Here is a 20,735-nt window from a genome sequence, read left to right on the forward strand (position 1 = left end):
GCCCGTGACCTGCCCGGCAGGAGCAGGCCGGTACGAGGGCCAGGTCAGCGGCCCGCCCGTGACCTGCCCGGCAGGAACAGGGCCGGTACGAGGGCCAGGGCGAGCAGCGTCGCCGCCACCGCGTACGTGGTCCGGAAGCCGGCCGGGTCGATGCCCGTCGAGCCGAGCACCACCGAGCACAGGGCGGTGCCGACCGACGCGCCCACCTGCGAGTTGATGCTCAGGGCCGTACTGGCGGCGGCGAGCCGGTCCTTCGGCAGGCCGCGGCTCGCGATGGTCATCGTCGGCATCAGGACCATGCCCGCGCCGGCGCCCATCACCATCGCCGAGCCGACCACCTGCCAGACCGGCGCCCCGTCCCGGCCGGTCTGCACCGCGCTCAGCGCCATGCCGAGCGCCGCGAGCGCGACGCCCGCCGGGATCATGCGCCGGGGCGCGACGTGGTCGATGCGCCGGGCCGCGAGCTGCATGGCCAGCCCGACCGTCAGGCCGACCGGAATGGACAGCTGGCCGGCCGAGCTCGCGCTGAAGCCGCGTACCCCCTGCCAGTAGAGCGGGGCGAGCAGCATCGAGCCGAAGTAGCCGCAGGTGAACAGGGCCAGGGTGCCGATCGCCGTGGCGAAGGTGCGGTCGCGCAGCAGCCGCAGGTCGAGCAGCGGCGCACGGGCCGTCAGGGCGCGCCGGACGAAGGCCGCGACGAGCAGCACGCCGGCGGTCGTGGGCAGCCACGCCCCGAGGGCCGTGAAGTCGCCGGCCTCGCCGCCGCGCGCGAGCCCGTAGAGCAGCACGGCGAGACCGGGGGAGAGCATCAGCAGACCGGGGACGTCAAGGCGCGGCGCCCGGGCGCCGGCGCGCGGCGCGTCGGGGCGCAGCAGCCGGGCCGCGAGGAAGAGGGCGGCCGCGCCGATGGGCAGGTTGACCAGGAAGATCCAGTGCCAGGAGGCGGCGTCGACGAGCCAGCCGCCGAGCGTGGGGCCGATCACCGGGCCGACCAGGATGGGCAGTCCGCCCACGGCCATCGCCTTGCCGAGCCGCGCCGGGTCGGCGGCGCGCATGGTCATCGCCATGCCGACCGGCATCAGCAGTCCGCCGCCGAGCCCCTGCACCGCCCGGAAGGCGATCAGGCTGCCCGCGTCCCAGGCGCAGGCGGCGAGCAGCGAGCCGAGGGTGAAGAGGGTGAGCGCGGTGAGGTACGTGCGCTTGGCGCCGATCCGGCCCATCGCCCAGGCGGCGGCCGGGATGACGGCGGCGAGCGCGAGGGTGTAGGCGGTGGCGGTCCACTGGATGGTGGTCAGCGGCGCGTGAAAGGCCGTCGAGAGGCTGCGCAGCGCGACGTTGACGATGGTCATGTCGAGGACGGACATGACGGAACCGATGACGGTGACGGTGAGGACGAGGCGGAGCGGGGTCCCGGCCGTGCCGTCCTCGGAGGCGCGGCGCGCGCCGAGCTGGGTGGTGCTCATGGTGCGTGCCTCCTCACGCCTGGTACGGGCGCTCGGCGCGGGCGGTACGCAGGGCCCGGCCCCACCAGGTGAGCTGGCCCAGCATGCCCTTGGCCGCGCCCTCGGCGATCGTCCCGTCGAGCGGGGTGCCGTCCTCGCCGAGCCCGTTCCACGGGCCGTGCAGGCTGACCTGGTCGCGCACGGTGGTGGCGTGCAGCTCGGCGAAGACCGTGCGCAGCTGCTCGACCGCGCGGACACCGCCGCTGAGCCCGCCGTAGGAGACGAAGCCGACCGGCTTGGCCTGCCACTGCGGGTTGTGCCAGTCGATGAGGTTCTTCAGGGCCGCGGGGAAGCTGTGGTTGTACTCGGGCGTGACGACCACGAAGGCGTCGGCGGCGGCCAGCTTCGGCGTGACCTGGGCGAGCGCGGCGGTGGCCTGCGCGCCGGGCGTGCCGCCCCAGCCGGGCATGGCGAGTGGCAGGTCGACCTCGGCGAGGTCGATCACGTCGAACTCCATGCCGCCGTGCCGCTGGGCGACGCCCAGGAACCAGTCGGCGACGGCGCGGCCCTGCCGGCCCTCGCGGACGCTGCCGACGAGGACGGCGACGCGCAGCGGGGCGTGGGCGTCGATGGCGTTCTCACGGTTCTCAACGGCGGTCGTGGACATGGCTGTTTCCCCTCCAGGAGCGGCCGGGACGCCCGCTGCGTCCGGCACACCAAGAAGGTACAACGCTCGTTGTAAAAAGTGCAACGCCCGTTGTACCTGGCTGGCCGTACGGGGGTAAGGTGCCGATATGAGCAGCAGCAACGACGCCTGGATCGAACGGGCCCGGCGCGAGGTTCCGCCCCGCAAGCTGGAGAAACAGATCGCGATCGTCCGCCAGGCCTGCCGGGTCTTCGGCCGCGAGGGCTACGCGCGCGCCTCCGTCGACTCGCTCGCCGCCGCGGCCGGCGTCTCGACGCGCACGCTCTACAACCACTTCCCGGGTGGCAAGGCCCAGCTGTTCCAGACCGTCATCACCTGGACGGCCAACGAGGTGCGGGACGCCCAACTGGGCAGGATCCACACCCTGCTGAACCCGGAGCGGCTGCCCCACCCCGACACCCTCGAACGCGATCTCGTCGCCGTCGCCCGCGCCTTCGCCGACCTGATCAGCGACTACCCGGACCACTTCGCCCTGGTCCGGCACATCCACGCCGAGGCCGACCACGTCCCCGCCGAGGTGCTCGCCGCCTGGCGGGAGGCCGGGCCCGCCTCGGTCGCCGCCGCCTTCGCGGCCGCGCTGGCCACGCTCGCCGACGGCGGCCTGCTCGACCTGCACGGCGACCCCGAGCTCGCGGGCGTGCACTTCACGGTGCTCACCTCGGGGCTGGTCCTCCAGACCTCCCACTACGGCGTCCTGCCGCTGCCGGAGGACGTGACGGACCGCCTGCTCAGGGGCGGCGTGGCGGCCTTCCTGCGCGCCTACCGGGCCGAAGGCACCGAAGCCGGGTAGGTACGGGCCTGCGGCTGGGGCCCGGCGGCCCGCTCGGCCGGGACGAGCGCGAAGCCGTGGTTCGCGGCCACCGACCGGACGTGCTCGGCCGACAGCGACCCCGCCCGCTCCAGCGTCAGCGCCGGCAGCCCGCCCCGCCCGTACCCCGCCGAACGGTGGAACGACACCACGCTCACCGACACCGGCGCGTGGTACGGGTACCGCAGCCGGGCCGCCCCGTCGTCCGGGTGCACCAGGACCCGTACGCCCGGCTCGTGACCGAAGTCGCCCACGGCGCCCTCGCCGCGCCAATGGGGCAGCTCGTGCGAGCGGTTGGCGGAGGTGACGAAGAGGAGGTCCGTGCCGGTCCGCTCCTGGGCGGCGGCGAGGAAGGCGTTCGAGGCGCAGTGCCGCCCGGGCGCGACGACCCGCACGGTCCGCACGCCGTCCCGGCCGTCCGTGAGGTGCCCGGGGATCCGGTCGGCGGCGGGCCCCCGGAAACCGAACGGGCCCAGCTCGAACAGCTCCTCCATCAGCGACCGCACCTGCCGCCGCGGCAGGTCGGCCGGCAGCCGGGTCCAGTCGAACAGGCCCGGGATGCCGGCCGGGACGGTGGTGACGCTGCCGGCCTGCCCGTCCGGGCGCCCCGTCAGCCGGTTCACCCGGGCGACCGCCTCGCGGTCGGGCCGTGCGGTCAGCGCGTAGAAGTTGGCGAAGCCGTGCACCACCGCGCGCCCCTCGGCCAGCTCCCGGGCGGCCCGCTGCACGGACTCGGCATCGCCCAGGACCAGCTCCGTGTCCTCCCGCAACGTCGTCACTCGCACTCCTCGCTCGCCTGCCTGATCGTTTACGGCGTGCAACGATCCCGGCCCCCTTCGGTCACCAGGCTCACCCGGCCGGAAACACCGCCTGGCGGAACGCGTCGCGCACCGCCGTCACCGGGCCGGTGTCGCGCGTGAAGTACAGCTTGTTGGTGAGCAGCACCGCCCAGCGGCCACGGCTCGGGCTGACCCACATCCCGGTCCCGGTGAAGCCGTAGTGCACCCACACGTCGTCCCGTACCGCCGTGCCGGGCGCCGGATGCCAGAACAGTCCGCGTACCGGAGAGAGCCCGCCGGTACGGGCCCGCAGCGAGTCCGCCGCCCACTCCGCCCCGAACGGCGGCCGCACCGGATCGAGCACCTGCCGCAGGAACCGCCCGAGATCCCCCGCCGTCGAGAACGTCCCCGCGATCCCGCACGCACCGCCGAGCAGCCGTGTCGAGAAGTCGTGCACGGTGCCCTGGAGATGGCGCCCGGACTCCTCGTCGTACTCCGTCGGCGCGCAGCGCGCGGCCGCCGCTGCGGGCAGCGGCCCGTACCGGGTCTCCGCCATCCCGAGCGGCCCCCACACCCGTACCTCCGCCAGCTCCCTGAGCGGCCGCCCGGTCAGGAACTCCGCCAGATACCCGAGCACCAGCGCCGCCCGGTCGGTGTACTCCACCGCCTCCCCGGCCCGCCGCCGCAGCACCTCCCGCAGCACCCCGTCCCGCACGTCCTGCGGATCCGTCCCGTACAGCGCCCGGAGATTGGCCCGCAACGGCAGCCCCGCGGTGTGCGTCAGCAGCTGCAACGCGGTGACGTCCCCGAGCGGATACCCGGCCACTTCCGGCCAGAAGCCCCCGAGCGGAGCCTCCAGCTGCAGTTTTCCCGCCTCGACGAGCGTCCCGACCACCGGCCACACGGCGATCACCTTGGTGAGACTGGCCAGGTCGAACAGCGTGCGGAGGACGGTGGGCCCACCGTCCGGCGCGAGGCGCCCGACCGCCCCGCCCGCCGTCCCCCCGGAGGCGTCGCCGACCGCCCAGACGGCCCCCGGGTACACCCGGTCGCGCACGCCGTCCTGGAGGAGCCGTCCGATGCGGGCGATACGGTCTGGGCCGAGCGTCGTGTTCACATCACCTGTGTACCCGCGGCGACGTGGCCGTCACCCCTCGTACGCGCGTCTGCCGTTCCTCTCGGGGGGCGTATGGGCATGCATAACGTGCAGGCCGGGCTCCTGCGGAAGTCCCAGTCCGAGCACGCCTGAACAGGAACGGCCACATGCCCGTACGCCCCGAGCTGCCAGAGATCTTGAACCGGGCCGATTTCGGTGGGCTCGCCAGGCGGGAGCCGAAGAGCGTCGCGAAGATGGCCGACCGCGGCCTCCTGGCCGAGCCGACCCACCGGCACCAGGGCAGGCCCATCTGGGAGAAGTCCGTGGCCCTGGACTGGTTCCGTGCGCTGCACGACCACGCTGTCGTCGTTCCGGGTAACGAGCCGGCCTACGCCGAGCTGCGAGACCACGGCGTCTACATGTGCCCGGTGACCAGCAACCACCTGAGCCTGGCCAGGCCACGGCTTTTGATCATGTACACCCCTGGTGGCGGTGGTCGCGTCTTCGAGGTCACGGCGGTCGAGACGGTCGGGCAGGAGCTTCCCGGAAGCCGGGCCACGACTCCCGACACCGTGCGGATCACACGCACGAGGGAAGCGGAGGGGCGGCGCTCGTACTCGTGGACGGTCTTCTTCCTCTCCGAGGTCGGCACCGTCGAAATGATCTCTCCCGTCATCCAGCAGGGGCGCTATGTGACCATCGACGACGTCCGGAGGGCCATGGAGTCGGGCAAGCTCCTGGTGCCGCCCCTCGACCAGGCGTTCCCCGTCCGGCGGTGAGACCCGGACCGGAGGCGGTCGAGGAGGGCATCGGCCTCGGTGCGGCCGGCAAAAGCCAAGGGAGAGCGGCTGGGGCACGCCCCCTAGAATGGCCGGCGTGACCGACAACACTCAGCAGCAGACAGCAGCCACCACCGAATTGCCGACCCAGTACACGCCGGCGGAGGTAGAGGGGCCGCTGTACGAGCGCTGGGTAGAGCGCGGTTACTTCGAGGTGGACGCGAAGAGCGAGAAGCCGCCGTACACCATCGTCATCCCGCCGCCGAACGTCACCGGCTCGCTCCACCTGGGCCACGCCTTCGAGCACACGTTGATCGACGCCCTCACCCGCCGCAAGCGGATGCAGGGTTACGAGTCGCTGTGGCAGCCCGGCATGGACCACGCCGGCATCGCCACCCAGAACGTCGTCGAGCGCGAGCTGGCCAAGGAGGGCAAGTCCCGTCACGACCTGGGCCGCGAGGCGTTCGTCGAGCGCGTCTGGGAGTGGAAGGCCGAGTCCGGCGGGCAGATCGTCGGCCAGATGCGACGCCTCGGCGCGGGCCTGGCCTGGAGCCGGGACCGCTTCACCATGGACGAGGGGCTTTCCCGGGCCGTCCAGACCGTCTTCAAGAAGATGTTCGACGACGGCCTGATCTACCGTGCCGAGCGCATCATCAACTGGTGCCCGCGCTGTCTGACGGCCATCTCCGACATCGAGGTCGACTACCAGGACGACGACGGTGAGCTCGTCTCCATGCAGTACGGCGAGGGAGACGACACCATCGTCGTCGCCACGACCCGTGCCGAGACGATGCTCGGCGACACCGCCGTCGCCGTCCACCCCGACGACGAGCGCTACGCCCACCTGATCGGCAAGCAGATCAAGCTGCCGCTGACCGACCGTACGATCCCGGTCGTCGCGGACACCCACGTCGACCCGGAGTTCGGCACCGGCGCCGTCAAGGTGACCCCGGCGCACGACCCGAACGACTTCGCGATCGGCCAGCGCCACGGCCTGGAGTCCATCGAGGTCCTCGACGAGCGTGGCGTGATCACCACGCACGGCCCCTTCCAGGGCCTGGACCGCTTCGAGGCGCGCTCCGCGATCGTCGCCGCCCTGCGCGCCGAGGGCCGGATCGTCGCCGAGAAGCGTCCGTACGTCCACTCCGTCGGCCACTGCTCGCGCTGCAAGACGACGCTGGAGCCGCGTCTGTCCCTGCAGTGGTGGGTCAAGGTCGAGAGCCTCGCCAAGGCCGCCGGCGACGCGGTCCGTGACGGTCGGGTCGACATCCATCCGGCCGACATGTCGCAGCGCTACTTCGACTGGGTCGACAACCTCAACGACTGGTGCATCTCGCGTCAGCTGTGGTGGGGGCACCGCATCCCGGTCTGGCACGGCCCGAACGGAGAGCTGCTCTGCGTCGGTCCCGACGAGGAGCCGCCGACGGGTGAGGGCTGGACGCAGGACACCGACGTTCTCGACACGTGGTTCTCGTCCGGCCTGTGGCCGTTCTCGACGATGGGCTGGCCGGAGCAGACGCCTGATCTGGAGAAGTTCTACCCGAACTCCGTGCTGGTCACCGGGTACGACCTGATGTTCTTCTGGGTCGCCCGGATGATGATGTTCGGCCTGTACGCGATGGACGGCCAGCCGCCGTTCCGCACGATCGCGTTCCACGGCATGGTCCGCGACGAGTTCGGCAAGAAGATGTCGAAGTCGTTCGGGAACACGGTCAACCCGCTGGACTGGATGGACAAGTACGGCTCCGACGCCCTGCGCTTCACCCTTGCCAAGGGCGCCAACCCGGGCGTCGACGTGCCGATCGGCGAGGACTGGGTCCAGGCGTCCCGGAACTTCTGCAACAAGATCTGGAACGCGACCCGCTTCGCGATGATGAACGGCGCCACGGTCGAGGGCCCGCTGCCGGACGCCTCCGCGATGTCCGCGACCGACCGCTGGATCCTGTCCCGCCTGAACAAGGTCGTCGCCGAGGCGGACGCCTACTACGACGACTTCCAGTTCGCCAAGCTCGCCGACTTCCTCTACCACTTCGCGTGGGACGAGGTCTTCGACTGGTACGTCGAGCTGTCGAAGACGACGTTCTTCGCGGGCGGCGAGCAGGCCAAGGTCTCGGCACGCGTCCTGGGCGAGGTCCTCGACGTCACCCTCCGCCTGCTGCACCCGATCGTCCCGTTCGTCACGGACACCCTGTGGACCACGCTGACGGGCCGTGAGTCGGTCGTCATCGCCGACTGGCCGAAGGACTCCGGCTTCCGCGACGAGGCCGCCGAGGCGGAGATCGAGCTGGTGCAGCGGGTCGTCACCGAGGTCCGCCGCTTCCGCTCCGACCAGGGCCTCCAGCCCGGCCAGAAGGTCCCGGCCCGCCTGGAGCTGGACGGCACCGGGCTCGTCCCGCACGAGGCCGCCATCCGCCAGCTGCTGCGCCTCCAGCCGGAGGGCGAGGGCTTCGCCGCCACCGCCTCCCTGCCGGTCGCCGGTGCGACGGTCTCGCTCGACCTGTCGGGCACGATCGACGTGGCCGCCGAGCGCAAGCGGCTCGCCAAGGACCTGGCCGCCGCCGAGAAGGAGAAGGCGCAGGCCGAGGGCAAGCTGGGCAACGAGGCCTTCCTGGCCAAGGCCCCGGACAACGTCGTCGACAAGATCAAGAGCCGGCTCGCCAAGGCGCACGAGGACATCGCCCGCATCCAGACCCAGCTGGACAAGCTGCCGCAGCAGTAGGCGCCCAGAACATGTCCACCCAGGCGGTGACGTGGGGGTGGTCGGTCAGGCCGCGCCGGTAGCGGGTGGGGATGCGGGCGTCGGCCGGCTCCAGCGCGGTGACGGGCTCCGGCGGCGGCTCCTGCGCGGTGGCGTCGGGGCCGATACCCCGCTGGGTCAGGATGGTCGTGGTGCGGGCACGGCGGATTGCGGACCCCGCTCGGGCGGTTGATCTTCTGCTTGGCGAAGGTGACGATGTGCAGGTACCGCTTGCCGTCCCCTCCCTCGTAGCGGCAGATCAGCCCGGCCCCATCGAGCTGGGTGAGGTCGTCCTCGACCGCCACCGGGCCGTGCTCGCGCCGCAGCGACCACAGTTGGCCGGCGATGACGGCGGCCTCGGACTCCCAGGATGTCGCCAGTCTTTGAGAAGTGACCCTCCGCCTTCCTTGGAAGTTGACCCCTCTGATCATCCTGCGCGGCTCTACTGCGGCGCGCAGCCGCGCAGGATGGACGCGATCAGGTCGTCCAGGCCGTGCTCGGCCACCTCCGTCGGCAGTACGCCGCTCACCGTCAGGCCGACGTAGCCGTGCAGCGCCGCGAAGACCGGTAGCGCAACACGTTCCAGCTGCCCCTCGCGCACTTCGCCCCGGCGTTGTCCGTCGCCGATCAGCTCCAGGAGTTGCTCGGACCACCGGTGGGCGGTCGCGCCCACCGCCTCCGATGCCTCCGGGCTGTGCTTGACCGAGAACATCAGGTCGAGCAGTGCGGCGTTGGCCGTGGCGAAGCCCACGTAGGCGCGGGCCGCAGCGTCCAACCGTTCGGTGAACGCCTCACCAGCGCCTTCCTGCGAGGCTTCGATGGCCTCGGCGAGTCGCTCGAACCCGGTCAGTGCCAGGGCGTCCAGCAGCGCCTGCTTGGACCTGAAGTGGCGACTCGGTGCGGCGGGGCTCACCCCGATCTCGCGGGCCAGCTCCCGCAGGGACAGGGCGCCCGATCCCTTCTCGCGCAACGTCTGCTCGGCCCGTGCGAGTAGCGCGGCGGGGAGGTCTCCGTGGTGGTAGGGGCGGTTCGTCATGCTCCCAGCCTAGCTGGGTGTGAGCGACGCCCACATTGTTAATGTTGCCTACATTGTAGTCAGTGCATACATTGGGGTCATGGCAAAGAACACGCACACCCAGCCCTGGAACACCACCGACATCCCCGACCAGACCGGCCGCACGGCCGTCGTGACCGGCGCCAACAGCGGCCTCGGACTCGCCACCGCCACGGCCCTGGCCGCCGCGGGCGCCCACGTCGTCCTCGCCGTACGGGACACCAAGCGCGGCGAAGCCGCAGCCCAGGCTGTGAACGGCAGCGTCGAGGTCCGTCGGCTCGACCTGGCCGACCTCTCCTCCGTGCGCGAGTTCGCCGACGGCTGGCACGGCGACCTGGACCTGCTCATCAACAGCGCCGGAGTCATGAACGTCCCCGAGGGCCGCACCAAGGACGGCTTCGAGACGCAGTTCGGCACCAACTACCTGGGGCACTTCGCCCTGACCAACCTGCTGCTGCCACACATCACGGACCGCGTGGTGTCCCTGTCGTCGACCGCGCACAAGTCCCCGGGCAGCCCCCGCATCCGTTTCGACAACCTTGACCTGACCGGCGAGTACGACCCGATGACCGCCTACAGCCAGTCCAAGCTGGCGATGCTGCTGTTCACCCTGGAGCTCCAGCGACGGCTCGCCGCAGCCGGCTCGCCCGTCCGCGCGCTGGCGGCCCACCCCGGCTGGGCCGCCACCAACCTCCAGGGCAACGACGCCAGCACCCTGCGGCGCCTCTTCTTCCGCCTGGGCAACAAGTTCATTGCCCAGGACGGCCAGGCGGGCGCGCTCAACTCCCTCTACGCGGCCGTCCAGGACCTGCCCGGCGGCAGCTTCGTCGGTCCCGACGGCATGTTCGAGATGCGCGGCACCCCCGCCCTGGCCGGCCGCTCGGCGGCGGCCAGCGACCCGGCCACAGCCCGCCGCCTGTGGACCGTCTCCGAAGAGCTGACCGGCGTCACCTTCCCGGAGTTGACCGCGGCGGTTCAGTCCTGAGCCTCCGGGAGCTCGGTTGAATTCGCGAGGTGGCTCAAGCTCGCTGATCACGCGATCTCACTCGACCAAGGCGTCGTACAGCTCGGCGTCGTCGGGGATCCAGGGGAAGGCGATCGAGGGGAAGGCTGTCGAGCGGTCCTGGAGGTCGAAGGCGAGGACGGCGTCGACGAACTCCCGGGGTGGCAGGTAGCCGTGGTCGAGTACGTAGTGCCCGATGAGGGAGGGTGCCGCGTAGGCGGTCCCCGGAGCCCCGGGCACGCGGATCTCGCCTGTGCCGGCGCTCGCGCGGCGCTGTCCCGGCCGGGGTTCGTACCAGGGGTGGGCGTCGTCGAGCGGTTCGGGACACAGGTCACATTCGTGCAGGCCGAGGGCTTCGTTCACGGCCTGCGTCTCCAGCACTGTCAGTAGCTTGGACGCGAACTCCGCAGGTGTCGGTCCAGCGGTCCAGGGCCGTCCGGTCTCCAGCCAGCCGATGTTGAGCCGCCGGTAGGCGCCCCGCACGGTGACGAGCAGCGTGCCGGTGCTGACCTCGGTGAACACGTCGCCTTCTTCTGCGGGGGAGTAGGCGTAGGGGCTGAGGTCGTCGTAGTACATGACCGCATCCCACCAGAGGGAGGATCCGTCGGCGGACCGGTTGTTCGGGCAGCAGCCGGGCCAGCATGAACTGAGTGTTCGGGTCGGGATCGATGGTCGGCGACTGGACCCGATAGCGGCCCGACGGCAGTTCGACGCGGAACGCCTCCACCGGCCGCTGCTGTGCGTCCCGCAGCGAGCCGAGGATCCTGTCGGCCCCTGGCCGCGATCTTCGCAGCCTCGCTCGCCTCCCCCCACCCCGTGCCGCGCTCCTGCCTGCCCGCCGGCGTCGAGGGGCAGCTCGACGTCGTCCACCCAGGCACCCGGGGGCGGAGGAGAGCACGCGGATCCGATTGAGGAAGGACAGCGGGCGACGTCAAAACTTCGGGAGGTTTTCGGGAAATCCGGCCGCCAGGGGCCGCCTCTGACTGGATTCAGCCGGACAGATCCAGCCACGGGGGGAGCCTTCCCCGACCCCCTCGCCCTCGACCGAAAACTGCCCCTGACCAGCAAAAAAGACCCCTCCCGAAGGAGGGGTCCCGCTGTGCGCCCACGGCAGGACTCGAACCTGCGGCCAAGTGCTTAGAAGGCACTTGGTGGGAGGGGGAGCGGGGTGGCTCTGACCTGGGCGAACACGCCCGACTGCTGGCTGTTGCCGAAAACTTCGGGCTTTTTCGGGACGGCCGGACTGTCAGTGGTTGGGGCTAGCGTGCGTCGCATGGGAGCGAAGACGGCGCTACTGGCGTACGCGGACGGAGACGTGGCCTCGGCACTGCGGGAGGCCGGCGAGCCGGTGGCTGAGGGAACGGCGGTGTTGATCGCCCAGGTCTTCCCGGGCTGGGGGATGGAGTCGACGGAGGGCGACGTCCTGGGGGAATCGACGTACCCGCCGGAGGGCCTCACGTACGCGGCGAGCTTCCGGGGCGTGGACCTGGTCTGCGATCGGCGTCTGATGTTCGACCGCCCGTCGGAACTGCCGGCGCACCTCCTGGAGGCCGCGGCGGGCCGTCGCGTGATCCTGCACGCGATGCACAGCGTCTCGGACTGGCTTGCCTTCGCGGTCTGGGAGGACGGCCGCCTCCGCCGCTCGCTGAGCCTCTCGCCAGACAGCGGCATCGTGGAGAACATCGGTGGCCCGTTCCCCTTCGAGATGCCCTACTGGGCAGGTGACCGGACCGTGGAGTCCGACCCGGAGTGGGACGAGGAGCCGTACGCGCTGCCGTTCCACCCTCTGGAACTGGGCAACGAAGCCCTTCGAGCCCTCTTCGGCTTCCTCCTGGAAGGCCGGCCCTCGCCCGAGGACGTTGACCCGGACGAGGTCTCGCTGCTCGGCTTCGACCTCACGGACCCGGATACGTCCCGGCGAGCCCACGAACGGGCAGCACTCGAAGAGGCGGCCCGGCGGATGCGACGCAGGAGTCTCCACCGCGGCCCGGATGGGAGCTGGAGCGAAGCCGTCGGTGCGTAACTGGCGCGCACGCCGCTCACCCCGACTGTGCTGCCCGCCAGGCGTCGGTGATACAGCCCTCTTCCATGTCCCACCATTCTTGGGCCACGCCGTGATCGAGGAGCCGCTGGACCCTCGCGAGGTCCGCCTCCGGTGGCACGTCGAGGGCGACCATGCCGAATCGCTCGATCCCCTCTCCACCCACTCCCAGTTCCGCGAAGGCGTTCAGAACGCTCTGCCGTGCCGCGCCAGATCCTTTGTCCCGCAACACGATGAGTCGGATCGTGCAGTTCTGAGACGGCTCGACCACATGGCCCGCCCAGAGAACGCCCTCCTCGTCGGGGTGGGTGGCGAGGACGTCTCCGCACGCCACGCCGCGTACGAACCAAGGAGTGTTGTCGAGTTGCACGGTGCCGTCGCCTCGGTCGAGAGCCCAAAGACTCTCTACCGAGGCGGGAGGCCAATCGTCATCCGTCTCGAGGTGGAAATGCACCTTCACATGTTCGGCTCCGGTCTGCGTCATCCGGTCAGGATGCACGACCTCTCCGATTCGGGCCCCGTGGGGCCCCGTGCTTGAATCGGCGAATGATCGAGTGGCAGTTGCCGAGGTACGGGCGCGGACCGTACGACGAGGTTCCGCCTGTTCTCGAGCGGGTTCTGCGATCGCCGTCCCGCGACGAAGAAGTGTGGCGGGAGCTTTGGCACCTCCTGGCAACCGAGGGGCTCACCGTCTCGGCTGCGAGCTTCGCCGCGCTCCCGCATCTGAGAGACATCGCCCAAGCCGGTGAGACGACTGCCATGGACCGGGCGTTGAAACTGGCCGGAGCGATCATGGCTGGAGTCCATCAGGACCACGGCGCCGACGATCTCATCAGGGCTTTGGCCCCAGTAATCGTCGAACTGAAGCAGATGGTCGCCCGGCGCCTCGCCGACAGTGACCTTTCAGCGGCGACCGCCATGGCCCTCTTCCGGGCTCATCTCGCATTCGCCGGCGCGAGCGTCTGGAGCCTGGCCGAGTACGACTTCGAAGACGGCTTCTACGAGGTCGGCTGCCCCCACTGCGAGGTACGCGTCACCGTGGCGATCGGCAACCACGGCCGCTACTCGGCCTATCGCGACTGGGACTTGGGAGACATCCGTCGGCGCCCGCTCAGACCTGTTGTCGCTGGTGAACTTAGTTCCACGGCCCGGTGGATGTACGAGACAGCCCTGGGAAACGGCTGGGAGTGGATGGCCGAGGGCCTGACCTACCTCTTCGGCCACGCCGAGTGCCCCGACTGTTCCAGCACATTCACCATCGCCGACCAGTACACAGCCGAGAATGATCCTGCTCAGCTCTCGGACGGACCCGTCCCGCCGGGAGGCTGGTGAGCCGCAGGGGAACGCCGTTGCCGACGTGGGGGTCAGTTGCCCCGCTGCCAGGACGATATGGAGAAACTTGCGCGGAGCCTCAACCTGCCATGACGCGCTTACCAGAGAGCGTCCTGTCGCGGGGAGGGCGTCCGAGGCGAAAGGGGCTGGGAGGGGAACACTCGTGTCTTTGCAGTGACCCCGCTCGGTTCCGTGGCTACGGTCTGATCGTTGCGCATCTGCCGAATCAGCCTGGTGACCTGCGCGGGCCTGTAGACCGTCTCCAGCAAGGTGTACGCCTTCAGCTCTGCGACCGTCCTGCCATGGGGCGAGGCGGCGACGTAGTCCAGCAGTATGCGACGCAGCGGTGCTGTGTCTGGTTCGAGTTCGAGGTCCAACTGTTGCTGCTGAGGGTCCTTGGGGTCTCGGTACCGAACGCCATGGGAGTTGTCGACGCCCCACATGGCGTCCTTCATCTTCTCCAAGCCCTTTTCGTGGCTCGTACCGAAGATCAAGTAGAGGACCCTGCTGCCTTCGTCGACCATCTCGAAGTGAAGGGTGTGGGAGAAGCCAGCGCGGTGAAGAGTCTCCCGGTACTGGTCGCGCAGGAAGGGAAACTTCTCAGACTTCGGCTTCTTGAAGACCTCCTGCCACTCCTCGCCGCCGAAGGCCGTGTTTCCTCTCTGGCGGTGCCCGTCGTTCTTCTCGGCGAAGCGGGTCAGGAAGCTCGGTGCGAAGGTGACCATCACCTCGGTACTTGGCTGCTTGGCCAGATCCTGTAGTAGCGACGAGGGGATGTCAGGGCCGCCGTAGCTGTCCAGGAGCACGAACAGCGGCTTACCCAAGGAGCCGCTGGTCCGGAGCCTCTCGATGAGTGCCGGGTGGAAGTCGCCGCCGCGGATATCCACGCTCAGCCGCTGCTTCACGTAGCGGGACTGCCGGGACTGCGCTCGTTCCATCTGGCGCCGCAGTTCCTCTACCCGTCGCTGGTCCTGTTCCATGAGGAACATGCGCACGTGCTTGGGATACCTGTGGATCGCACCGGCGAAGACGTCGTGGGCGAGTACAGGGGAACCCGGTTCCTCCTGGGTGTAAATGCCCGGTCCCGAGAACCCTTCCGCGTAGGTGATCAGGTCGTGTCGGGAGAGCAGGATGGGCGCCCAGGCCGAGAGATACCTGCTGAGCAGGTCGTGCTTGGCCGCAGTGTGTGGATCACGCGGCCAGATGACGTCTTTGGGCACGGCCATGATGAACTCCCCCACTCCCCAGTGACTGACCCCGGGGGAGAGGGTCACACACTGTGGCCGGATGTCACCAGAGGGCGTTCATGGCAGAGCGGAAAATGGCCATTAACAAGCGGTGGCTACCGGGTGGCGTGGCGGCATTTCATCCCACGTCTCGCCATCGAGCTCCCGACCGCCGGACTTGGGCGTGCGGCCTCCCCATTGTTTGAAGAAGAACGGCACGTCAGCCTTGTTGCACGTGTCGCGGATCTCCACCACCCAGTCCTCATGCATCGGCCGATGCCTGGGGCCGGACTCGCCGCCGGCGATCACCCATCCGATTCCATCGAGCTGGAGGTCGGTCAACGGACCGAGTAGCGGCTCACATGACAGGAACCGTACAGCCGCAGGGACTTGGCGCAGGTCATCGATACGGTCCAACTGTTCCCTGCTCTCGACGGAAACGCCCATCCATAGATTGGGTGGCCAGTCCAGGTCGTTTGCCAGCCGTCGAAGCCTCCGGGCGCGCTTGGTGAGCATTTGGTACGTGTGTTGAGGAGTCTCGGCGATCACTTGGAACACCTGGCGTACGAACTCCAGTGGCACCCTGGCATGGAAGAGGTCGCTCATCGAGTTCACGAACACCATGCGTGGTGTCTTCCACTGGAGGGGGATGGAGAGCGCGTCGGGGTGCAATGTGAGGCCGAAGCCGGGGCCGGATGTTCTCGGGTCGCCGTCGTTCTGGTACTTGGTCGTACCCATGGCCTTGAGTCGTCGAGATAACGTCAGTGCGTAGCAGTTGTCACAGCCTGGCGAGATCCGGTCGCATCCCGTCGTGGGATTCCACGTGGCTTCGGTCCATTCAATCGTGCTGCGATCGCCCATCGCTGCCTCTCCTCGTGCACGCCGAGAAGCGCGTTGGCGCCCACGTGCTCTTCGACTGCGCTGCCTAACGAGCTACGTGCCGAACTGGCACGCGATCGACCCCATCATTCATGTCGAACGCGTGTTCTGTATAGGGGGTGTGGAGGTGCCAAGGCGGGTCCTTGCGGCCAAGTTGGTAGGTGCTGGTCCATCCACACCTAACACCTTGCCTGGCTCAGGCGAGGGCCAATGACCGGAATGCGTTGCGGATGGCAGTCAACGGCTCGCGGTCCCGAGCGAAGTAGATCTTGTTGGTGAGGAGAACAGCCCAGCGGCCCCGTGCAGGGTTGATCCACATGCCGGTTCCGGTGAAGCCGTAGTGGACCCAGATGTCTTCGTGGAGCTCGGTGCCGGGTGCGGGGTGCCAGAAGAGGCCGCGGGCCGGGGTGAGTTCGCCGGTACGGATGCGGAGGGAGTCGGCGGTCCAGTTCGGGCCGAAGGCGGTTTGTGTCGGGGTGAGCATGTGCTGGAGGAAGCGGCTGAGGTCGGTGAGGGTGGAGAAGGTGCCGGCGATGCCGCAGGTGCCGCCGAGGAGGCGGGCGGAGAAGTCGTGGGCGGTGCCCTTGAGGTGGGTGCCGCTTTCCTCGTCGAGTTCGGTGGGGGCGCAGCGGGCCATGACGTCCGCAGGCACGGGGCCGAAGCGCGTCTCGGTCATGCCGAGGGGTTCCCAGACGCGGGTGGTCGCCAGGTGGTCGAGGGGCTGGTCGGCGAGGTATTCGGTCAGGTAGCCGAGGATGAGCGCGGCGCGGTCGGTGTACTCGACGGCCTCGCTGGGCGCGCGGTGGAGGGCCTCGTGGAGTACCCCGTCGCGGATGTCCTGGGGGTCCGTTCCGTACAGGTTCTTGAGGTTGGCGCGCAGGGGGAGCCCGGCCGTGTGGGTGAGGAGCTCGTGGGTGGTGACCTGGGCGAGCGGGTGGACGGTGACCTCGGGCCAGAAGGTGCCGAGCGGGGTGTGGAGTTGGAGCTTGCCCTCTTCTACGAGGGTGCCGATGACAGCCCATACCGCGACGATCTTGGTGAGGCTGGCGATGTCGAAGACCGTGTCGAGCCGCATTGGCTCGTCGGGACGGGTCGGGTCGAGGAGGCCGACAGCACCGCTCGCCGTCGTACCGGAGGCGTTGCCGACGGCCCAGACTGCTCCCGGGTAGACCCGGTCGCGGACGCCGTCCTGGAGGAGCTGCTCAATGCGCGGGATGTCGAGCGTCATGGTGTTCCGATCGTAGTGAGACTGCTGGCCCTGGTGGGGGTGCGCCATGGGTGATCAGGCGAGCCGCTTGCCCAGCTCGGCGAGGGCTGCGGCGGTGGCGCTCAGAGGGAAGCGAGCCGCGTTGGTGGTGCCGGCCGCGCGGAAGCACCGCCAAGGCCCTGACCAAGGCCACGCTCGCACTCCTCCGGGCTGAACCCGTCCACTACGAGGGCGTCGACGTCCGCAAGGCGCTGCGCGAGTACGCCTTCAACAAGAACCGTCGCGAGGAAGCCCCATCCGAGTACCGGGCGATCCTGGCCTGGATCCGGCGCAACTCGCTCCCGATGAGCGCCTGGGAGGACACCAAACACGTCGACGCCGTGCTCCACGCCCTCGACACCGTCCTCGACGGCACGCCGGCCGCCGCCAGCTCCGCCAAGCGCTACCGCCGCATCCTCAACGTGGCCCTGCGCCACGCAGTCCGCCAGAACGTCCTCCGAGCCAACCCCATGCCCAAGGGGAAGGAGGACAACACCGCCCCGAAGACCTCCGGCGCCGTCGACAAGCGATCCCTCCTCAACCCCCACCAGGTGGCCGCCCTGCTCGCTTGGATCGCCGCCCGCCCTCGCACTGGCCACCGGCTCACCGTGTTCTTCGCGACCCTGTACTACGCCGGCCTCCGGCCCGAGGAAGCGGTCGCCCTGCGGGTCGAGGACGCCGTCCTCCCGGCTACCGGCTGGGGCGAGCTTCGCGTCCACACGGCCGAGCCCGAGGTCGGCAGCCACTGGACCGACGACGGCGAGGTCCACGAGACCCGTAACCTCAAGGGCCGCGCATCCGGAGACACCCGCACCGTCCCCGTCCATCCCGACTTGGTCGCGAGCCTCCGGGACCTGATCGCACGCGAGCAGCTCAAGCCCGGCGACCTGCTCTTCCCCGGAGAGAAGGGTGGTCTCCTGGCCGGCTCCGTCTACCGACGGATCTGGGCCAAGGCCCGCAAGGCCGTCCTGCCCGAGCACGAGTTCAAGTCGCCTGTCGGGAAGCGCGTGTACGACCTCCGGCACACCTGTCTCACGACCTGGCTCAACAATGGCATCCCGCCCGCCCAGGTCGCCGACTGGGCCGGCAACAGCGTCCCCGTCCTGCTCTCCACCTATGCCCGCTGCATCACCGGGCAGATCGCCGAACTCCAGCAACGCATCGAAGGCCCCCAGGCACTGCCCGGTCCGCGGCTGCCTTCGAGCATCGGTCTTACCCGTGCCGCAGCCTCTTCGGCGAGAGGTGCTCGGGCAAGGTGACTTCTCGACACGATGCTTATCGTGTGGTGCCGATGGAGCCGCGCCTTGAAGACTGTTCTGTGCGATGTGCCGTCGTGTGACGCGGCCGATGCACTTCAACCAGCTGGAAGGGTGCCTGATGACCTTGCAGCTGGCTGCGGGGAGGCTATGTCAGAGGCGGCTGGCACCATGCCCCGCATGGATCTCGCACACCCGCTCGATGGCCTGGACGCTTTGCCCTGGGCCTCCTCCTTCCACGCGTACGGCAGCGCGGAGGACGTTCCTGACCTGCTTCGGGCCCTGGCAGGTACGGACGCCGCTGCGGCGGCCGAAGCGCTGTCGGAGCTGTACGGGAGCGTGCTGCACCAGGGGACGGTCTACGCGGCCAGCGCGGAAGCGGTGCCGTTCCTGGCCAGGATCGCGGCGGCCGGCCATCATCCGGCTGACGTCCTCGGGTTGCTTGGTGGCATGGCCGAGAGCGAGGACGAGTACGGCGTGGCGCCGGGTGGTGTTCGGGCGGCCGTGGCCGCGCAGCTGGAGCTGCTTCTGCCGTTGCTGGCCGATGCCGAGCCGGACGTCCGGCGGACCGCCGCCTGGGCGGTTTCGCATACCCGCGCCGGAAGAACCGTCCTGCCCGCGTTGGGGACCCGCTGGGCGGAGGAGACCGAGCCCGCCGTCCGGGCCGAGGTCCTGGCCGGGATCGCTCGGCTCGACCCGCAGCGTGGAGCGGCTGAGGCGGATTCCGTCCTGGACCCGTCTCAGCCTGCCGTCGTGCGGCTGGCCGCCCTCTTCGCCTGCCTCGATGCGGACGCTTCGTGGACTGATTCACTGCACGCGACGATGCTGTCGCTCCTGCCTGCCGACTCCTTGCGTTCCGACTTCGACCTCGAACGCGGTGAGCCGCTGGCCGCCGTTGTCGAGGCCCTCCTGGGCCGGGATCGTGGGCCGGAGCGGGAGGCGGCGTTCGCACTGGTTGACGCGGCCTTGCGCGACAGCCGGACCGAGGTCCGGGCCGAAGGCGCCTGGGCGGCCGACCGCGCCTGCATGCTTTCGCGCAGTGCCCCACAGCAGTTGGTGGAGAGCCTGTGTGCGGCGGCTGCCGACGACAAGGCAGTGGTGGACATGGCGTCTCTCTTGGGGCGGCTGGCCAACGCTGCCGAACTCGCTGCGGACGTGCTCGCCCCTCTCGCCGGACGGAACCTGGACAGGGAAGACGATCACGCCGACCGTGCTCTGGCCGCACTCGTGCTCGTCGCACCCGAGCAGGCTGCCCCGCTCCTCGCCGCCGGCCTCGGGCGCCGCCCGCGTGCCCTCGACGCGGCGACCGGACTGTGGGACGCGGAAAGCGCGGCCTTCCCGTTCCACAGGGAACTCTTCGATGCTGTTCGCTCCCGCCTCTCCCGGCCCGCGGCGCTCAGCGGCAACGAACCATGGCAGCTGACCACCCTGTTGGCCGGGTGGGGCGCCGAGGCGGCGGCTGCGCTGCCCGAGCTGTGCGCAGCGGTCCCGCACCTTCCCGGCCAAGCCTCACGTGCCCTTGTCGCCGTCGCGGCAGACTGTGCTCCGTCGGATCGCGGCATGGCCGTCGCCGCGCTGCGTGCGGCAGCCCAACGGGACGTTCTCCCGGCGGCGAAGGCCCTGTACGACCTCACGGACGATCCCGCGCCGCTGCTGCGATGCCTCGAACCGGAACTCGGCCGTGGTGGCTTGGACCTGCGCGATGCTGCCAGGACCGCTGCCGCGCTCGGTTCCCGAGGAGCGGCTCTGGCGCCACTCTTGCGTGGGGCGCTCAGTGACCCGAGCAAGAACACCACGCCCGCGCTGGACACGGACACGGCCCTCGCCGAAGCCCTGTGGCGTGTCACGGGGGATCCGAAACCTGTCGTCGCCGTCCTTGCGTCGGTCTTCGACCGCGCCGCGCAGAGCCAGTGGACCCGCTGGTCGGTGGCGAGGGCCGCCCGGGCGACCGCGCTCCTCGGCCCGGCCGGTCGTCCGCTCACCGCCAGGCTGGAGGCGGCCTTCGACGATCCGGTGCAGGCGCCGGCCGCAGCGCTGGCCCTCGTGGCCGTGGCGGACCCTGCCGCTCTGGACCATGCCGCGCTCGCCTCGGCCGCACTGGCGTCCGCCGAGTCGGACGCCGATCCGGCAGGGGCCTGCGACGCCCTGGAAGCCCTCGGAGGCGCCGCCCTGAACGGCGACCACCTGCGCCGGCTTGAAGTCCTCGCCGACGGCGACGCCCGGGTGGTCCGCTCGGGAGTCGAGAACCGCATCATCCGCCAGGACGAAGCCTTTCGGGATCGCGCCCGGGCGCTCCTCGCCACGTTCAGGAATACCGCGACGTCCTGAGCGGACGACCACGAGCGTTGTGC

At 70.0% G+C, this 20,735-nt stretch carries 18 protein-coding genes and 1 tRNA gene; 8 read left to right on the forward strand and 11 right to left on the reverse strand.

Translation table 11 applies throughout. The features are described 5' to 3' along the window. Nucleotides 1-44: 44 nt before the first annotated feature. The gene (locus ACWEJX_RS05945; protein WP_451606297.1) at nt 45-1,463 is read right to left on the reverse strand and encodes a DHA2 family efflux MFS transporter permease subunit; all 1,419 of its coding nucleotides are present in this window, start codon (nt 1,461-1,463) and stop codon (nt 45-47) included. Nucleotides 1,464-1,476: 13 nt separating this feature from the next. Continuing rightward, nucleotides 1,477-2,109 carry an NADPH-dependent FMN reductase gene (locus tag ACWEJX_RS05950; protein ID WP_451606298.1) on the reverse strand — a complete coding sequence of 211 codons (633 nt, stop codon included), beginning with the start codon at nt 2,107-2,109 and terminating at the stop codon, nt 1,477-1,479. Between the two features lie 127 nt (nt 2,110-2,236). Here ACWEJX_RS05950 and ACWEJX_RS05955 point away from each other — a divergent pair, with 127 nt between their 5' ends. Then, nucleotides 2,237-2,938 (forward strand): TetR/AcrR family transcriptional regulator, encoded by a 702-nt coding sequence (locus tag ACWEJX_RS05955; protein WP_451606299.1) that lies wholly within the window; start codon nt 2,237-2,239, stop codon nt 2,936-2,938. Here the strand turns inward: ACWEJX_RS05955 and ACWEJX_RS05960 are convergent. Further along, nucleotides 2,908-3,735, reverse strand: coding sequence for a hypothetical protein (locus ACWEJX_RS05960; RefSeq protein ID WP_451606300.1), 828 nt, complete (start codon nt 3,733-3,735; stop codon nt 2,908-2,910). The two genes, ACWEJX_RS05955 and ACWEJX_RS05960, sit on opposite strands and share 31 nt — an antisense overlap. Before the next feature lie 70 nt (nt 3,736-3,805). Next, nucleotides 3,806-4,852, reverse strand: a complete 1,047-nt coding sequence (locus ACWEJX_RS05965) for a serine hydrolase domain-containing protein (protein WP_451606301.1) — start codon at nt 4,850-4,852, stop codon at nt 3,806-3,808. A 146-nt stretch (nt 4,853-4,998) separates the two neighbouring features. On the opposite strand from ACWEJX_RS05965, the gene ACWEJX_RS05970 reads away from it, so the two are divergent. Together ACWEJX_RS05970 and ACWEJX_RS05975 are read left to right on the forward strand one after the other, a co-directional pair. After that, nucleotides 4,999-5,610, forward strand: coding sequence for a hypothetical protein (locus ACWEJX_RS05970; protein WP_451606302.1), 612 nt, complete (start codon nt 4,999-5,001; stop codon nt 5,608-5,610). A 97-nt stretch (nt 5,611-5,707) separates the two neighbouring features. Continuing rightward, nucleotides 5,708-8,329, forward strand: a complete 2,622-nt coding sequence (locus tag ACWEJX_RS05975; protein WP_451606303.1) for a valine--tRNA ligase — start codon at nt 5,708-5,710, stop codon at nt 8,327-8,329. Between the two features lie 460 nt (nt 8,330-8,789). Here the strand turns inward: ACWEJX_RS05975 and ACWEJX_RS05980 are convergent, their stop codons facing one another. After that, nucleotides 8,790-9,383 carry a TetR/AcrR family transcriptional regulator gene (locus ACWEJX_RS05980; protein ID WP_451606304.1) on the reverse strand — a complete coding sequence of 198 codons (594 nt, stop codon included), beginning with the start codon at nt 9,381-9,383 and terminating at the stop codon, nt 8,790-8,792. 79 nt (nt 9,384-9,462) lie between these two features. Here ACWEJX_RS05980 and ACWEJX_RS05985 point away from each other — a divergent pair, with 79 nt between their 5' ends. Beyond that, nucleotides 9,463-10,386 (forward strand): oxidoreductase, encoded by a 924-nt coding sequence (locus ACWEJX_RS05985; RefSeq protein WP_451606305.1) that lies wholly within the window; start codon nt 9,463-9,465, stop codon nt 10,384-10,386. Nucleotides 10,387-10,443: 57 nt separating this feature from the next. Here ACWEJX_RS05985 and ACWEJX_RS05990 read toward each other — a convergent pair whose 3' ends face one another. After that, nucleotides 10,444-10,980, reverse strand: coding sequence for a DUF7919 family protein (locus tag ACWEJX_RS05990; protein WP_451606306.1), 537 nt, complete (start codon nt 10,978-10,980; stop codon nt 10,444-10,446). Nucleotides 10,981-11,506: 526 nt separating this feature from the next. Next, nucleotides 11,507-11,589: transfer RNA gene (locus ACWEJX_RS05995), tRNA-Ser, on the reverse strand. Here ACWEJX_RS05995 and ACWEJX_RS06000 point away from each other — a divergent pair. Further along, nucleotides 11,573-12,427: a DUF6928 family protein gene (locus ACWEJX_RS06000; protein ID WP_451606307.1), complete on the forward strand. Its 855-nt coding sequence runs from the start codon at nt 11,573-11,575 to the stop codon at nt 12,425-12,427. The two genes, ACWEJX_RS05995 and ACWEJX_RS06000, sit on opposite strands and share 17 nt — an antisense overlap. A gap of 16 nt (nt 12,428-12,443) precedes the next feature. Here the strand turns inward: ACWEJX_RS06000 and ACWEJX_RS06005 are convergent, their stop codons facing one another. Continuing rightward, complete coding sequence (locus ACWEJX_RS06005; RefSeq protein ID WP_451606308.1) at nt 12,444-12,929, reverse strand: DUF4265 domain-containing protein; 486 nt, start codon at nt 12,927-12,929, stop codon at nt 12,444-12,446. A gap of 62 nt (nt 12,930-12,991) precedes the next feature. Here ACWEJX_RS06005 and ACWEJX_RS06010 point away from each other — a divergent pair, with 62 nt between their 5' ends. Continuing rightward, nucleotides 12,992-13,777, forward strand: coding sequence for a hypothetical protein (locus ACWEJX_RS06010; protein ID WP_451606309.1), 786 nt, complete (start codon nt 12,992-12,994; stop codon nt 13,775-13,777). Between the two features lie 98 nt (nt 13,778-13,875). On the opposite strand, the gene ACWEJX_RS06015 is transcribed toward ACWEJX_RS06010, so the two are convergent. The 3 genes from ACWEJX_RS06015 to ACWEJX_RS06025 all read right to left on the reverse strand — a co-directional run bounded on the left by ACWEJX_RS06015 (nt 13,876) and on the right by ACWEJX_RS06025 (nt 17,110). Then, nucleotides 13,876-15,003: a three-Cys-motif partner protein TcmP gene (locus ACWEJX_RS06015; protein ID WP_451606310.1), complete on the reverse strand. Its 1,128-nt coding sequence runs from the start codon at nt 15,001-15,003 to the stop codon at nt 13,876-13,878. 102 nt (nt 15,004-15,105) lie between these two features. Further along, on the reverse strand, nt 15,106-15,864 hold the full coding sequence (locus ACWEJX_RS06020) for a DUF5131 family protein (RefSeq protein ID WP_451606311.1): 759 nt from the start codon (nt 15,862-15,864) through the stop codon (nt 15,106-15,108). 214 nt (nt 15,865-16,078) lie between these two features. Continuing rightward, complete coding sequence (locus ACWEJX_RS06025; protein ID WP_451606312.1) at nt 16,079-17,110, reverse strand: serine hydrolase domain-containing protein; 1,032 nt, start codon at nt 17,108-17,110, stop codon at nt 16,079-16,081. Between the two features lie 50 nt (nt 17,111-17,160). On the opposite strand from ACWEJX_RS06025, the gene ACWEJX_RS06030 reads away from it, so the two are divergent. Together ACWEJX_RS06030 and ACWEJX_RS06035 are read left to right on the forward strand one after the other, a co-directional pair. Continuing rightward, entirely contained in the window at nt 17,161-18,387 is a 1,227-nt protein-coding gene (locus ACWEJX_RS06030; protein ID WP_451606313.1) for a tyrosine-type recombinase/integrase, read from the forward strand. Nucleotides 18,388-18,564: 177 nt separating this feature from the next. After that, nucleotides 18,565-20,712: a hypothetical protein gene (locus tag ACWEJX_RS06035; protein WP_451606314.1), complete on the forward strand. Its 2,148-nt coding sequence runs from the start codon at nt 18,565-18,567 to the stop codon at nt 20,710-20,712. The last annotated feature ends 23 nt before the right edge of the window (nt 20,713-20,735 follow it).

The sequence above is a fragment of the Streptomyces sp. NPDC004788 genome, from assembly GCF_053601115.1.